At 52.7% G+C, this 13,062-nt stretch carries 20 protein-coding genes; 17 read left to right on the forward strand and 3 right to left on the reverse strand.

All coding sequences use genetic code 11. The features are described 5' to 3' along the window. Positions 1-285: 285 nt before the first annotated feature. A complete protein-coding gene (locus tag VLA04_00680; GenBank protein HSI20213.1) occupies positions 286-888 on the forward strand; it encodes a hypothetical protein in 603 nt (200 codons plus the stop codon). 108 nt (positions 889-996) lie between these two features. After that, positions 997-1,461 carry a hypothetical protein gene (locus VLA04_00685; protein HSI20214.1) on the forward strand — a complete coding sequence of 155 codons (465 nt, stop codon included), beginning with the start codon at positions 997-999 and terminating at the stop codon, positions 1,459-1,461. A gap of 67 nt (positions 1,462-1,528) precedes the next feature. On the opposite strand, the gene VLA04_00690 is transcribed toward VLA04_00685, so the two are convergent. Beyond that, positions 1,529-2,281, reverse strand: a complete 753-nt coding sequence (locus VLA04_00690; GenBank protein HSI20215.1) for a prohibitin family protein — start codon at positions 2,279-2,281, stop codon at positions 1,529-1,531. 386 nt (positions 2,282-2,667) lie between these two features. On the opposite strand from VLA04_00690, the gene VLA04_00695 reads away from it, so the two are divergent. The 10 genes from VLA04_00695 to VLA04_00740 all read left to right on the forward strand — a co-directional run bounded on the left by VLA04_00695 (position 2,668) and on the right by VLA04_00740 (position 8,291). Next, positions 2,668-2,895: a hypothetical protein gene (locus VLA04_00695; GenBank protein HSI20216.1), complete on the forward strand. Its 228-nt coding sequence runs from the start codon at positions 2,668-2,670 to the stop codon at positions 2,893-2,895. A gap of 130 nt (positions 2,896-3,025) precedes the next feature. Beyond that, a complete protein-coding gene (locus VLA04_00700) occupies positions 3,026-3,487 on the forward strand; it encodes a hypothetical protein (protein ID HSI20217.1) in 462 nt (153 codons plus the stop codon). A gap of 152 nt (positions 3,488-3,639) precedes the next feature. Further along, positions 3,640-4,044 (forward strand): hypothetical protein, encoded by a 405-nt coding sequence (locus tag VLA04_00705; GenBank protein ID HSI20218.1) that lies wholly within the window; start codon positions 3,640-3,642, stop codon positions 4,042-4,044. Positions 4,045-4,175: 131 nt separating this feature from the next. After that, positions 4,176-4,418: a hypothetical protein gene (locus tag VLA04_00710; protein HSI20219.1), complete on the forward strand. Its 243-nt coding sequence runs from the start codon at positions 4,176-4,178 to the stop codon at positions 4,416-4,418. Positions 4,419-4,575: 157 nt separating this feature from the next. Next, the gene (locus VLA04_00715) at positions 4,576-5,058 is read left to right on the forward strand and encodes a hypothetical protein (protein ID HSI20220.1); all 483 of its coding nucleotides are present in this window, start codon (positions 4,576-4,578) and stop codon (positions 5,056-5,058) included. Between the two features lie 146 nt (positions 5,059-5,204). Further along, on the forward strand, positions 5,205-5,402 hold the full coding sequence (locus VLA04_00720) for a hypothetical protein (GenBank protein HSI20221.1): 198 nt from the start codon (positions 5,205-5,207) through the stop codon (positions 5,400-5,402). A 117-nt stretch (positions 5,403-5,519) separates the two neighbouring features. Further along, complete coding sequence (locus VLA04_00725; GenBank protein ID HSI20222.1) at positions 5,520-6,500, forward strand: hypothetical protein; 981 nt, start codon at positions 5,520-5,522, stop codon at positions 6,498-6,500. 135 nt (positions 6,501-6,635) lie between these two features. Continuing rightward, entirely contained in the window at positions 6,636-7,130 is a 495-nt protein-coding gene (locus VLA04_00730) for a hypothetical protein (GenBank protein HSI20223.1), read from the forward strand. Then, positions 7,131-7,394 (forward strand): hypothetical protein, encoded by a 264-nt coding sequence (locus VLA04_00735; GenBank protein ID HSI20224.1) that lies wholly within the window; start codon positions 7,131-7,133, stop codon positions 7,392-7,394. It abuts the gene before it with no gap. Positions 7,395-7,487: 93 nt separating this feature from the next. Beyond that, on the forward strand, positions 7,488-8,291 hold the full coding sequence (locus VLA04_00740; GenBank protein ID HSI20225.1) for a hypothetical protein: 804 nt from the start codon (positions 7,488-7,490) through the stop codon (positions 8,289-8,291). A gap of 39 nt (positions 8,292-8,330) precedes the next feature. Here VLA04_00740 and VLA04_00745 read toward each other — a convergent pair whose 3' ends face one another. Next, on the reverse strand, positions 8,331-8,573 hold the full coding sequence (locus VLA04_00745; GenBank protein HSI20226.1) for a hypothetical protein: 243 nt from the start codon (positions 8,571-8,573) through the stop codon (positions 8,331-8,333). Between the two features lie 137 nt (positions 8,574-8,710). Here VLA04_00745 and VLA04_00750 point away from each other — a divergent pair, with 137 nt between their 5' ends. Further along, entirely contained in the window at positions 8,711-9,346 is a 636-nt protein-coding gene (locus VLA04_00750; GenBank protein ID HSI20227.1) for an ATP-dependent Clp protease proteolytic subunit, read from the forward strand. A gap of 89 nt (positions 9,347-9,435) precedes the next feature. Here VLA04_00750 and VLA04_00755 read toward each other — a convergent pair whose 3' ends face one another. Then, positions 9,436-9,783, reverse strand: a complete 348-nt coding sequence (locus VLA04_00755; protein HSI20228.1) for a cupin domain-containing protein — start codon at positions 9,781-9,783, stop codon at positions 9,436-9,438. Between the two features lie 165 nt (positions 9,784-9,948). Between VLA04_00755 and VLA04_00760 the strand changes: the two genes are divergently transcribed. The 4 genes from VLA04_00760 (at position 9,949) to VLA04_00775 (ending at position 13,050) form a co-directional block, all read left to right on the forward strand. Continuing rightward, positions 9,949-10,869: a hypothetical protein gene (locus VLA04_00760; GenBank protein HSI20229.1), complete on the forward strand. Its 921-nt coding sequence runs from the start codon at positions 9,949-9,951 to the stop codon at positions 10,867-10,869. A gap of 146 nt (positions 10,870-11,015) precedes the next feature. Further along, on the forward strand, positions 11,016-11,243 hold the full coding sequence (locus tag VLA04_00765) for a hypothetical protein (GenBank protein HSI20230.1): 228 nt from the start codon (positions 11,016-11,018) through the stop codon (positions 11,241-11,243). A 90-nt stretch (positions 11,244-11,333) separates the two neighbouring features. Then, positions 11,334-12,647, forward strand: a complete 1,314-nt coding sequence (locus VLA04_00770; protein ID HSI20231.1) for a DEAD/DEAH box helicase — start codon at positions 11,334-11,336, stop codon at positions 12,645-12,647. Positions 12,648-12,741: 94 nt separating this feature from the next. Then, positions 12,742-13,050 (forward strand): hypothetical protein, encoded by a 309-nt coding sequence (locus VLA04_00775; protein ID HSI20232.1) that lies wholly within the window; start codon positions 12,742-12,744, stop codon positions 13,048-13,050. Positions 13,051-13,062: the final 12 nt, after the last annotated feature.

Consider the following 13,062-nt stretch of genomic DNA (forward strand, 5'->3'; position numbering starts at 1 on the left):
AACCGAAGGAAAAGACGCTAAGATTGCCCATATAGCTACCAGCACCCACAACTACGGCCGGGCAGGAATCCGCCACTTCACGTACACCATCACAGTCGTATATGAAGCCGCCTAAGCCAGCACTACTTCTGCCACCCAACCGAAAGGAAGGGTGGCAAATTATTAGCCACTCTTCGCGATAGCAATAAAAGGCTCTAAAGGCCTATTTTTTATTATTACCTGATTGACACAGGCAGATAAAAATGGTACTGTCCCGCCTATCAAGTGCCCCAGGAGGCAGGAACATTGAAAGACCAAACAATAGAATCTCAAATAAAAAAGTTCATTCCGAGCAAGCCCTTTCTCTGGCTCTGGGCGTACGGCCCACTCGATGACTCTGAAGTAGTTACACGACTACCCGGTATTCCGTATGTCGTACCAGGAAACGACCAGCTCCTGCTCGCCCTGAACGTAGCGCCCAATGAAGACGGATCTGTCGGAATACTCCAAGCGAGTCTTGATAAGGAGGATCCATCTTCTAACGCGGAGTATGCCGCTCCTCTCGAGGTCGTCGTCGAAATGTGCAGTATCCTCAAGGAAGGCTGGCGGAAAATGGAGCCATTTTGCACCGCCCTCATCGCCGCTCACATGCTGGTGAGTTCGGACCCGGAACTTTCCGGGTACGTCACCGCCGACACATCAACAAGGCTACTTGTAGATGTTGAACTCACAGAAACCCATGACCTACCTCCGGATTATGAGGTGAAGGTGTTTGGCTTTGAGTCCAAGGACAATCTCGACGAATTCGACTGGGAGATCAACACGGCCACTCCGCACTCAGAACTTCCGGCACTACTCAAAGCTAAGGTACTCGAGCTATGCCAACCTATTTCCCCTAGCCGGTACTAACCATTCCCCATCCTCGCCATCGTGCACACGCACAGGCGAGGTTTTTTATTATTCCCAGGTTTAGCACATTGACATTTAAGCATATTTGTGCTACTATCCGGCAAACAAATGAGAGCTAAGATTCTAGAACAAATACCGGTTTTGCCGCAAGTAACCCATGAGCTTAACCGCATAGTAGCGGTTAAATCACCCTTCGACCGCGAGGAAGAACGCTACTACCTTACGGCCCACCACCGACAGGTTGGCGTCAGCTTCCAAGGCATTGAACTGACGACGGGATACCTTGCTATCTCCGTCAACTGGGCAGACGTCAAGGTGATGTACGATGCCAATATCGCCAATCTCCGACCAGGTTCAGCATCCCTGAAGGAAGTCCTCGAAAAAATGGACTTGTCCGGATTACCAAAGCGGCCCGGCCTGAAAAGGCTCTGGGAAGCTTACAAGGACGCCGACCAGCCGGGACTCATTGCCGACCTGCGCGCCAATCACATCACGTTCTACGCAGGACTGATCATCTGGGAAGATGCCCTCATGCACTTTCTCAGAGAACAAATTCGCGAAATGGCCTCATAGTTCATCCCATGAAGCCACTTCCCTCCAAGCCCTCGACCACCAACCGAGGGCATTTTTAATTCCTCAGCTACTGTGCCAACGGAATGTTAAACACAGCCCCACCTCCCACATACTGCGGCATGTGGCCATCCCACTTCTCAATGGCTTGTTTCTGCAGGATTTCAGCAGTCAAACTTTCCTTCTGCACAGCTTGGGCTTCGGCTTCTTTTTTAGCTTGTTCCAATTTGTAGAAAGCCCGTTCGGCTTCTTGCTGTGCAACCTGTTTGGCCTCGATTGCTTTGTTAAACTCTGCGGAGAAATCAAAGTTTACGATAGACATGTCATCCACCACAATCCCACGCTTGCCTAAGCGCTCTTCGAGTATCTTCTTAGATGCTTCCTTTACCTCGGTCCGCTTGGTCAACAGGTCTGAAGCGGTGTAGCTGGCAGTTGTTGCCTTGAACGCCTCTTGGATTGCAGGAGCAATCACCTTGTCACTAAAGTCGATACCAATAGTCTGGTAGATCTCAGAGATCCTTCCCCGGTCCAAGTGGTAGTTAAGCGCGATAGTGGAACGGATCTCCTGCAAGTCAGAACTTGCCGCCGCCACATTGGACTGCTCCTTTTGTACCCGTGCATCAAACAGGGTTACCGATTGAAAAGGCCAGGGCGCCTTTACGCTAAGGCCAGGGTCAATCTCCCGTCCGGTAATTCTTCCAAACTGCGTGACGACACCCACCTTACCAACATCGATTGCTACCAGTGAAGTGAGGAGCCATAAGAAAATGACCGCTAAACTTACGAAGAAAATAATTTTGCCCTTTGGCAGGGTGGGATTCATATTGATGATGACTACTAATTGCTGGATTTAGCGTAGCATATCTCACCCCTTTCCTTAGAGCATAACCTCTTGCATCCTACGGAAGCTCATTGACTTTTTGGCACTTTTCTGCCAAGATCCACCAAATGGCATCTATGAAAAAGCGCCTCCTTCCAGTACCAAGTGCCACGGAGGTTCGCAGAACACGACAGTTACTGAGAGACAGCCGTAAGTCCTCACAGTGGCACGTGAACCTCATCCCCAATCCTCGGCACCTCCCCACCCCTTCAAAGGGCAATGGTGACCAGCCAACACAATAAATCTTCCTCGCCAGGCACCCCGCCGGCGAGGTTTTTATGTCTCTCCCCTCATTGACTTTTTCCCTTATTTAGGGTATAAGTTGACCCATGCCCGTTTTCAAATGTGCGAACTGTGGAGGATCTACCAACTCCACCACCTGCGACTATGTTGCAGGTCTCCGCGACGGCAGGATAAAGCACGGAGAAGCTGAAAAATGCTTCTTGCGCTTAACTCCTGACGGGAAGCGGTATGAAAAGGGATGTGCCTATGACCAGGCCAATTCCTTTCAACGGAAGTTTGCGGATGGCATCTTGGCGCGCCAAGATGAAACGTAACAAGGGGCCGATCCAAGTGATCGGCCTCTCTTTTTATATCCGTCTACTAGATCTATCTCATTGACAAAATGGCCATTTTATGGTAAAAGTAGCCACTGCACTTTCACAGCGAGCCGCGCTCAGGAGTTACATGAAAAAGATTCTACTGTTTCCCGTCCTCATCCTCGCACTTGCCCTTCTGACCTTTCCCAAGTGGATTGGTTACGTCTACCTAACCGTGACCGCCGTCCTCGGCGTCGCCGCGGTGGCAGGGGCCACAACGCCTCTCTGGGGCAATGTCCTTTTCTGGCTCCTCTGCGCCTACCCCTGTCTAGCCTTGGTGACATTCGTCGTCATGACGGTCTTCACCTTCAGGCACTGCTGCATAGGGATGAGTTCCTTTAAGGGTCATCTTAAGCACGCAGGCAAGCGGCATGTGGATAACCTTAAGGTGGCTGCACTGTGGCCGCAAGGCTGGTACACCACGGTCAAATGGGCAGAGAATTGGGGGATGGACTGGACTGGCGTTCTCATTGAACCGTTCAGCTACCTCCTCAGCACCCTGCGGCACGGACACCGTGTGGAGATGTACGTCGTCAAGCACGGCGAATAAGCTCCCCGCCCCTCCTCAGCCGAGACATCACCCTATTGATGTCTCGGTTTTTTATTACCCTGATTGACAGGTTCCAATAAAAAGCATATAAGCACTACGAGATGACAAAAGCTCTGCTCCGATCGACTCTTCTCGTACCTTCGCAAATGGGTGTGGCTGCAAGCTTTCTTGCCCTCGTCATGCTCACGCAAAAAGGGGCGGCCGACCTTGAAGATGTGGAAAGCCTCGTAGGCGACTACTACAGGTTCATCAACTTCAGCGAGCCGGAACTTAGGGAGCAGGTGGGTGACCGGTTTGACGTTGACGAGATAGTCGCTGCAACACCAAACCGGCATGAACGGGACACCCCGTCGCTCATCTGCACAGTTGCCCTCAACTCACAGCATCACGAAAGCCTCGCGAATGCAGTGGAGTCCATCGTCCTGACCCCCACCGAACCTTCTGCCGCCTTAGCTGCGCTGAACATCCTCAAAGACTGTTCCGACAAGAACACTCTTTCAGGCAAGGCGAAGCTCCTTGCCAAGTACCTGCAGGCAAAAGGTTACGCCACCGCGTGACACCTACGTCCCCTACCCGGGGACGTTTTTATTTTTCCTGTGCTTTTTTGTAAACCATACCTCTTATAGGTTGACTTATAAGGTTTATTGTGGTATAAATGCCCAACGCACAACAGGTGCACGGAGGAACATTGCAGACTATCGCAAACTTTTGGCCGCTCTGGCTTGTCATCACCCTGCTCGCAGGTGCCATCATGTTCACGAACCAACTCGGGCGCATGAAGGGCATGACAGTGAAGGGCAACACAGACCCGGCAAAGTCTTTCTTCGCAGGCATGTCCACCCTAGTCATCGCCTGGCTCGTCGGCTCGGTATCCAGCGTCTTGCTGGTGATCGGGATCATCGTCAAGGTGATCGAATATGCCAAACAATAGGGAATCAAGAAAACCGCATGGTACGCCCAGCGGTTTTTGCTTATTTAGCACCTTGACAATTCAGCGAAAATAGTGTATGATTCCCCCGCAATCGCATTACGGGACTGACTGGAGAAAATTCCGGCATGATCCCTGAGCGTTAGGAGCACCTTAAAACATGTCCAACATCGCACTACGCATTTACCTCAGAGGCGGCGCAAAAGAAACCCTGGCCAAGCTGGCTGAGGAAGGAAAAACTGGCACCTTTGAGATCAAGACAGATCAGAAAGCCGGCCTGGACTACATTCAACTCATACAGTACGGCAACGGATCGCTGGGCATTGTCGAGCCGGCCGTGAAGCGCATCCCTCACAAGCTGGTCGCGTACGTCACGTACTTGCATGACATCACTGACCAGGGAACCTTCCGGAACGAAGGCGTCTATCAAAGAGGCCGCACCGTCCTCACCATTTCTGGTGACACTCAGGGATACGGAGAAAGCTCCTACTCAGTGCAAAAGGCGTTCGTGCAGGGACCCTCTTTCGCCACAGTGAAGGCGCTCTACGAAGACGTCCGGTGCGGAGCCTTCAAGCCCACCAAGGACTACGGCCCACCCCAGCCGTTCATCCTAGGCAAGGGCGCCGATGACAGAGATTCTTAAGCACTCGCATAGCGAGAGCTGACTACCCCACCCGATCAAGTTTTGATCGGGTGGTTTTTATATGTAGAGGCATTCCACCATCTCTTTCCAAGCCCTACCTTTCCTTGTATAACCAAACCAAGACTCCAGGGAGAGTAAGAACCAGTATGTACGTATTGACTTGGACGCAACAGGGTGTCGAAAGGCCCCACTCGGTAAGCCTCAACGCTGCTACTCCGGAGGCAGCAACTACTGCCGCCCATCAGCACTTGCAAGAACGATACGGCGACCGCATGAAGGAAGAGGTGCTCAAGCTAGAGCTTAAGGCACCAGACCAAACCCACATTCCCCTTTCCCTTCCATAAAGGGATACCGCACCACGCGAGGGAATTCCCAATAGGCCATTCCGGCCTATTTTCTTTTGCCCAATACTCATTGACTCCTTGCGGCCCATATGGTAAGGTTCGCGTCGGTAACTTCTCATGAAGAACTTTAAAACAATCGCCCTGATCCTTTTTGGCCTTCTTCTAGGAGGATGCCACATTGACCTTTCCGAGCCACAGGCAAAGGTGGAAGCAAAGCCACCCAACATTGTGACCGCGACCCCAGCCCCCGCAGTGCAGCCACTTTCCACCTCCAGCCCCACGCCCGCCTTCTCAACCCTGAGCTGGCAGGAACAGCAAGATGTCTGGAAGGAGCGGCTTGCCGATATCCGCACTGCGGTCAAAGCGGACAACCAACCTGACAGCCGGAAGATCCTGGCCTTCCTAGAGACCAACGGCAAACTTGTTGACTCCAGCAAGAAGGAACCGGAACGCCTTACCGGCAAAAGGTTCCACATTGTGGTCATCAACGGCAACCCAGCAACCTGTAGCGAATGGGAAAACGCCATTGGGGATGGCCCGAATGTCTTTGCAGTCTACAAAGACGGCATCTCAGCCGTTGTAGTGAAGAAAGCGGATTCAGTCCCGCGTCCCATCCAAGGGACAGTCGGATACCATGAGACCGTGCATGCCTACAACTGGAGGACAAAGTACCTTGACCGCGGACTCTCCCTAAAAGAGACCATGATAGAAGAGGTCAATGCCTTCACGCCCCAAGTTCGCATGTTCCGCGCCCTCTACGCGCCAGACTACGAGCCATTCCGCCAGCAACTGATGTTGCTCGTTTTGGCCAATACGAGGCAGCGCATGCAACTCGCAAAGAACCAGGAGGAGTCTTTCGACGCCCTGTTTCCTAGCCTAGCGTACGCCCTGTCTACCTTTGACCAAGCGGCCGCAAGACGGGCATTCCATCTACCAGATACGGCGACCCTCCTAGACCTGGCCCACTACCTTAACTTTGCCTTCATCGATGTTGGCTTTGAGGTTCTGGAGAAAAACACTACGAGCCCATGGGAAGCGCAGAAGCTAAAACCAATCTTGATACAGAAGATGCGCGAAGAAGCCGGCTTCAACGATTAGCCGGACCCCAATCCCCTCACCCACCAGTGAGGGGATTTTCTATTAGAAAGAATTGTCATTAGTACAAATCATAAAAGTTACCAATATACCTCCTAGAGCCTATTATTCACGCTTTGTTCATGCTATAGTCCCGACATGGAAAACTGGAAGAAAAAGGTTGTTGAGTGGTACTTCCGTTCTCACCCCTTTGAAAACGAGGCATTGTACGAAAAACTAGGTGTCCGCACCTACTGGAGATACGGCATTAACGGCGGGAGGAGAACTACCCTCGCGGAGTTCAAACGGTTTGGCTGTGCGGTTGCCATGCTTCGCCTGCGCGACCCGTACGGTCTCATCTCGACCACAGAATACGTCGAGGGAACCCACTTGCGCTCACTTGCAGTCGCAATCATATTCTCTCTCGTGTGCATCTTGGCTCACCTCAGCTTCATTGCGGCGATCCTATTCCCCTTGGCCGTAATCTTTGACCTGTGTCCAATCCTGGAACAGCGCTGGATTAGGCTTCGGTGCCACCGGCTTCATGCCGCGCTCCTCGAGCGCGATATCCAGAAGCCGGGCACAGCAAGCAAGCTGCCGTATGTCGTTCGGAAATTTAGGCTGCAGACCGGTGTAGAAACGGTGGCTGCTTAAATGAGGAAAGGCAAAGAAAAGAGCCCGCACTGGGACGAACGCCAGGGGAAAAACTCTTTCTCCAGGGCAGATCATCCCTACCGCGAAGGCTTCCCGCAGTACCCTGTGGATAAAACCTACACGGTTATCCACTGCGACGGCACGAGGCACCATGGTGCCACCGTCGACTTGGACCAACAGTACACCGTGGAAGGCAAAGCCTGGCGCACCAACACCGGCAGCCTCATTGAGAGGTACTGGGTTGTCGCCTGGATGGAAGAATAGCCCCACGTCCCCCAACCGCTCATGGCCACGTGCCTGAGCGGTTTTTACCTGCTAGTATCGAACTTCAGAAGCGGATATCCGCCAGGAGGACCTTTGCAACTTATCCTACCCAAGACCCTTGTCCCCGACGGCGAAATCCTTCGCCCCCTCTTCTTTCTCGCCGGCCCCATTAAAGGTGGTGGCAACTGGCAACAGACTGCCTGTGACCTCATCGCTAGTAAGATGGACCCGGTAGCCATTGCCGCCCCTCGGCGTTGGACCGCAGAACACCCAATGCATACACATAGAGCTCCCGGGCAAGAGGAGGCGTTTACCCGCCAGACTCTCTGGGAGCGGCACTACCTGGACCGTGCCGCGGACTGGGGCTGCGTCCTCTTTTGGCTCCTTAATGAGTCCAAATCGGAGCCCCGGCAAGACGGCCAACCCTACGGAAGGGATACTACGGGAGAATTGAGTGCCTGGCGCATTAAGCTCCTGCACAACCCCTCCCTCAAGGTAGTCGTCGGCGCGGAACCGGACTTCCCCGGCTTAAGCGTTCTTACCTGCAACCTCTATGAGGACCTGGGGTATGACTTCCCTATTTACTCCACCCTGGAGGAAACAGTGGACGCGGCAATTGCCATGGCAAACCAGGAACCACGTACCCTTCTCGCCCCACAAGGTGAAATAAAGGTCGGGATGATGGAAGACCCCCACTACCGAAGGGACATGATTGCCCAGTTCGGTGCAGAGAAGGCAGCCAAATACTTTGAGGCCGGCGACCTCATTGACTCCCTTTTGGCGAGAGGGGTGCCCGTCCGTGACATTCAGGAGCTTCTCCAAGGAGATCTTGTTGACTGGCAACTTAAAGCGTTGCACGCCCTCAGCGAAACGATTGGGAATAAAGCACGCGCATAAATCCATCAAAGCCCTCACCTGTGTGAGGGCTTTTTTCTTTTACAGGGCGGCCATATGCTCCGCACTTCTATGGAGTGCAGTTCTTACTTGCGTATAGGAAACATGGTTCTGCTCCACCCTATGTGTGAGGTGAAGGACGTCCGCCTTTACCTTTGAAACATCCAGCTTCAAACCAGCAACATCTCCCCTAAGCTCTTCCCGCGTTTGTTCAATCTGTGCAATGACAAATGCAAACCGGTCATCAATCCGCTCCTCAAGCGTAGGTTTGGGTTTCGTTTCCATACCTTATTACTACGCAGACGGCCCCCTTAGAACAATCGAACAAACTACGCGCAGAGTATGACCATTCCTAATCAGGCTCTAAGAGCCAATACTCATTGACTTGATGTTCGTTTCGTGGTACAAAGCGCGAAACAAATATGAGTGAACCTTACTGGAAAAATACCCTTCTCGATCGTCGTACACTTCTCCTGGAAGGTACCCTCACTGAAAAAGGCGTGGCCAAGCTGATAGACAACCTCTACCAACTTGCCAGCCTTGAATCCACCGAGCCTATCACCCTGTTCATTAGCTCAAATGGCGGGTCGGTATCGCCCGGCCTCGCACTCTTTGACGCTTTGCGCCAGGTCCAAGAAGGGGGAACCAAGGTTGAAGGACATGTTTTGGACGAATGCATGTCGATGGCACTCACCGTGCTCTTGGCCTGCGACCACCGGACAGCCTTCCCTAATTCCCAATTCCTCTACCACTCCGTCTGTCTCGACAGCCTCCCCGGGTTTGTCGTCGGCGAAATAGAGCGCAACCTGGACAGCTACCACGAGCGCCTGAAAAGGCACATCGACGATGTTATCCAGAGCCAGAAACGCATGATGCTCATGGAATCCGCACGCTGCGGCCAAACAGTTGAGACGCTTGAGTCCCTCTGTCGCTATGGCGACGAACAGCTCACCATCTTTTCTGACCAAGCCCTACAGCACGGTTTCATACATGACATCGTGTCCCATCACCCCAAGCTTCTTCCGAAGATGAGCCCGCCGCCCGCTAACCCGGCATAAAGGTTCTGCTAATCCCACACCACACGGTGTGGGATTTTTCTATTAAAAAAGCTGCCCAGTAGTACCGGGCAGCGTGACAGAAGCGCTGGCTATTCCGTAATGACATCTTGCAGGCTGAAAGGAGGCTCGCATAAGACGCCCAACTCAATCTCTTCATCGCCGATATTGATGAGCTGGTGGACGACGCCAAGCGGGATCTCGATGAGGTCGCCCGCGCGCACCTCCATTTCTTCCCCATCCAGAATAAGGAGGCCGATACCTTTCTCCATAATGTACACCTCATGGGTTACGAGGTGTTTGTGGGGAGTAGTACGGGCTCCTACCGGCATGGTGAGGCGCGCGTAACTGGCAGCATTATTGCGCCACACGGGACGCACTTCTCCACAGGTATCGAGGAAAGGCGGGACTTCCGCCATGACAACTTTTTCAAACGGCATTGGCTCCTCCTGAGTCAAACTTACCTGAGGGTACCAACTTATAGGTATGCTGTATATCCACAGGCTCCTGTAGCTAGTTACCCGCTTCTTCCTGATTGACAGGCCAGGTCTTTTTAGCTATCATCTGCAAGCAAATCGCACCCTTGCGAATGCGACGGAGAACCAATGGATACCCTTGAAAAACAGACAGAACCCGCGGCCAACAGCCAGGCATTCACCCTTTACCCCATCATGCGGGCACTGGATGTTGCCTCAGACCTCTTTCCCGGCAAAACGCTGGACTGGAAAGCGGCAAACCCCATGCAGGAGATTTTCCTTCGCTTCTTCAGCAAGCATCGGGACGAACTCAACAATGTGACCGGCCTGGATGCCATCGCCGATTTCGACTTCGACAAAGTGAATGCGTGGATCCGCGACAAAGGGTTCACCATTCAGCTGGACCCAGCCATGGGGCCCGGTAACCCATTTGCCACCGCTTCCGTGTATGACCAGCTGGTCAATTGGAGAAATCCCGGCAAGGTGACGACGGTTCATACGGAGGACAACACCTCGTACCCCGCCTTCCACCTGAAAAACGGCGTGGAGGTGCGCACATACCGTCACTACTCACACCCCATCGTGCAGATTGCCACGGAATCTGGGCATAGCGTGTTCATTACCGTCTTGGACGCACCGCCTGACGCAGGCCTCGCCGTCTTTGATGCGGCCATCAGGCTCAACGCTGGCATGGCAGATATCCAAAGCTCATATGAGTATTACAAAGGCGCGATCATCCCGATGGTTAACCTCAACCAGGAGAACGACATCTCTTGGATGAAGGGCCTCTTCACGGATATCGAAGGTGACATGCCGGCCATCATTTCCCAAGCCCTCATGCAAACCAAGCTGCGCATGAACGAGAACGGCGCACGCATGCAGGCGGCGGTAGCATTGGGCGTTTCCAGAGGGATCAGCATGGACGAACCCTATGTGGTGAACCGAAGCTTCCTCTACTGGTGCACCCAGCCCGGTGTCACGCTTCCCGTCTTCGCCGCGTATGTTACGCCAGAGGACTGGAGCAATCCTGGCGACATGAGCAAGGCCTAGGCCAAGCTCTTTACAGTCAACCTACCTACCCCAAACGGGGTAGGTTTTTTAGTACATGCGACGCAGTGGATTGACAAACCTCACTTTTCCAGGTTAAGTGCCACTAATCCAAAAACGCCGGAGGGCCGGCAAGGAAGGTTGGAAACATGGATCCTTACGCAGCAAAAGCTGAAGAGTGGGAGGGCGAGGACGTAGTTGTAACGCGGGCTAATGCCCCAGAACTAAAAGGCAAACTGAGCGGGCACGATGAGCACGGGCTCACTGTTACTTCGCCTCATGAAGACGCCGAGTATGCCCAGGAAACATTCGTGGCATATCGGGACATCCGCGGCCTCTGCCGCGCCACAATGGACTATGGCCTGGTAGGCCACTAATCGTTAACCCTCGCCACCTGTGCGGGGGTTTTTATTATACCTACGCCGATTACCTGGTAAGATTGAGCAGCACTTCCATAAGCACACCCGTTGAGCACATCAGCCCCGCAAAAACCCGCAGACCGCCAAATTGATATCTCCTCCATTACCTTAAGTGAGGAGCAACAGGCCTTGGCGACCGAAATTGAGGAAACCAATGCTCATTTTTTTGTTACGGGAAAAGCTGGTACTGGGAAGTCGGTCCTGCTGCAGCATCTCAAGCTGATGAGCAAGAAGCAATTTGTCGTGGTGGCGCCCACCGGCGTGTCCGCACTGAATGTGGGTGGCCAGACTATTCACTCCTTATTCAAAATTCCACCGTCTTTTATCCAACAAGGAAGCCTTAAGGTGGATGCCAAAACGGCACCCCTCCTCAAGAAGATTGAAATGGTCATTATTGATGAGATCTCCATGGTGCGTTGTGACCTCATGGATGCTATCGACTCGCTTTTACGTCAGGCACGTGGCAGCTTCCTGCCTTTTGGCGGTGTCCAAATGGTCATGTTTGGCGACCTGTACCAGCTCCCCCCAGTGGTCCAAGACCCGGAGCTGCACCGCTATTTCCAAGAGAACAACGAGGGGTTTTACTTTTTCAATGCCCACGCTTGGCAAGGTGCTGATTTGCAAATACGGGAGCTGAAAAAGATCTTCCGTCAGTCTGATGAGGATTTCATACAAATGCTTAACGCGATTCGCGTTGGGGATGTCTCCCCTTCTATCCTCAAAGAACTCAACGAGCGAACAGTCCGTGAACTGCCGGAAAGAGGAGTGGTGACCTTGGCTACTACAAACAATACCGTTGCCAGCATTAACACCCGCCATCTTCTTGGCCTGAAGGAAGACGAGCGGACGTACACTGCAGTGATTGTAGGCAACCTGGAAGAAAGCAGCTTCCCCACCGACAAGTTCTTAAAGCTTAAGAACGGCGCCCAGGTGATGTTCCTGAAAAACGACCCTAACCGCCGCTGGGTAAACGGCAGTGTAGGGATAGTGGAGGAAATGGATAAGGATGAGGTTAAGGTTAAAGTAGACGGCAAGACCCATGCTGTGGCACGTGAAACATGGAGCAAGATACGGTACCTCTATAACAACGAGACGGAAACCGTAGATTCTGAGACCGTCAGCTCGTTCACCCAGTTTCCTCTCCGACTGGCCTGGGCCATCACCATCCATAAATCCCAGGGTCAGACATACGACTCGGTGGTGATAGATTTAGGCTCTGGCGCATTCAGCCATGGTCAAAGCTATGTTGCCCTCAGCCGCTGCCGTTCACTTGAGGGACTGTACTTGAAGCGGGCAATTTATCAGCGCGATATCATTGTGGACCCAGCCATTGTGCATTTCATGAGTAAGGCGTTGAAGTAGGCTACAGGATTGACAAATCAGACTAAATAGTGCATACATACAGAACACTTTTGTACCTTTACGAATGCCCTAGACAGGCAAGGAGCAACATTATATGGCGATGGTTGATATTTCTCACCCCGAAGGTGGGACTACGGTGGATGAGCGAATTGCGAAACTCATCACGTTGATCTGGGAGAAGGTAGGTATTGGCACTACCCGCCAGGAAGTCCTGGAAAACGGGAACGTATTCATATGCTTCAGGCATATGCACTTCGTAACCAGCTTCATGGAAATAACTCAGCTCGATTCGTCTAGCCTGAGATCGGAGCGCGTTTGCGTTGGGTCGGCGCGCAGAATCTATTCCCTGGAGTTCTCCCTCGAGAAGGTTCCAGATATGGTGAAGCGACTTGAGGACGTCTAGACTTTCCCAAAG

The organism is Verrucomicrobiia bacterium, assembly GCA_035460805.1.
Lineage (GTDB): Bacteria > Patescibacteriota > UBA1384 > CAILIB01 > CAILIB01 > DATHWI01.

Coding starts and splice junctions, on each gene's coding strand:
- VLA04_00685 (HSI20214.1), top strand. CDS start 997: ATGAGAGCTAAGATTCTAGAACAAATACCGGTTTTGCCGCAAGTAACC.
- VLA04_00690 (HSI20215.1), bottom strand. CDS start 2,281: ATGAATCCCACCCTGCCAAAGGGCAAAATTATTTTCTTCGTAAGTTTA.
- VLA04_00695 (HSI20216.1), top strand. CDS start 2,668: ATGCCCGTTTTCAAATGTGCGAACTGTGGAGGATCTACCAACTCCACC.
- VLA04_00700 (HSI20217.1), top strand. CDS start 3,026: ATGAAAAAGATTCTACTGTTTCCCGTCCTCATCCTCGCACTTGCCCTT.
- VLA04_00715 (HSI20220.1), top strand. CDS start 4,576: ATGTCCAACATCGCACTACGCATTTACCTCAGAGGCGGCGCAAAAGAA.
- VLA04_00720 (HSI20221.1), top strand. CDS start 5,205: ATGTACGTATTGACTTGGACGCAACAGGGTGTCGAAAGGCCCCACTCG.
- VLA04_00725 (HSI20222.1), top strand. CDS start 5,520: ATGAAGAACTTTAAAACAATCGCCCTGATCCTTTTTGGCCTTCTTCTA.
- VLA04_00730 (HSI20223.1), top strand. CDS start 6,636: ATGGAAAACTGGAAGAAAAAGGTTGTTGAGTGGTACTTCCGTTCTCAC.
- VLA04_00735 (HSI20224.1), top strand. CDS start 7,131: ATGAGGAAAGGCAAAGAAAAGAGCCCGCACTGGGACGAACGCCAGGGG.
- VLA04_00745 (HSI20226.1), bottom strand. CDS start 8,573: ATGGAAACGAAACCCAAACCTACGCTTGAGGAGCGGATTGATGACCGG.
- VLA04_00750 (HSI20227.1), top strand. CDS start 8,711: ATGAGTGAACCTTACTGGAAAAATACCCTTCTCGATCGTCGTACACTT.
- VLA04_00755 (HSI20228.1), bottom strand. CDS start 9,783: ATGCCGTTTGAAAAAGTTGTCATGGCGGAAGTCCCGCCTTTCCTCGAT.
- VLA04_00760 (HSI20229.1), top strand. CDS start 9,949: ATGGATACCCTTGAAAAACAGACAGAACCCGCGGCCAACAGCCAGGCA.
- VLA04_00765 (HSI20230.1), top strand. CDS start 11,016: ATGGATCCTTACGCAGCAAAAGCTGAAGAGTGGGAGGGCGAGGACGTA.
- VLA04_00775 (HSI20232.1), top strand. CDS start 12,742: ATGGCGATGGTTGATATTTCTCACCCCGAAGGTGGGACTACGGTGGAT.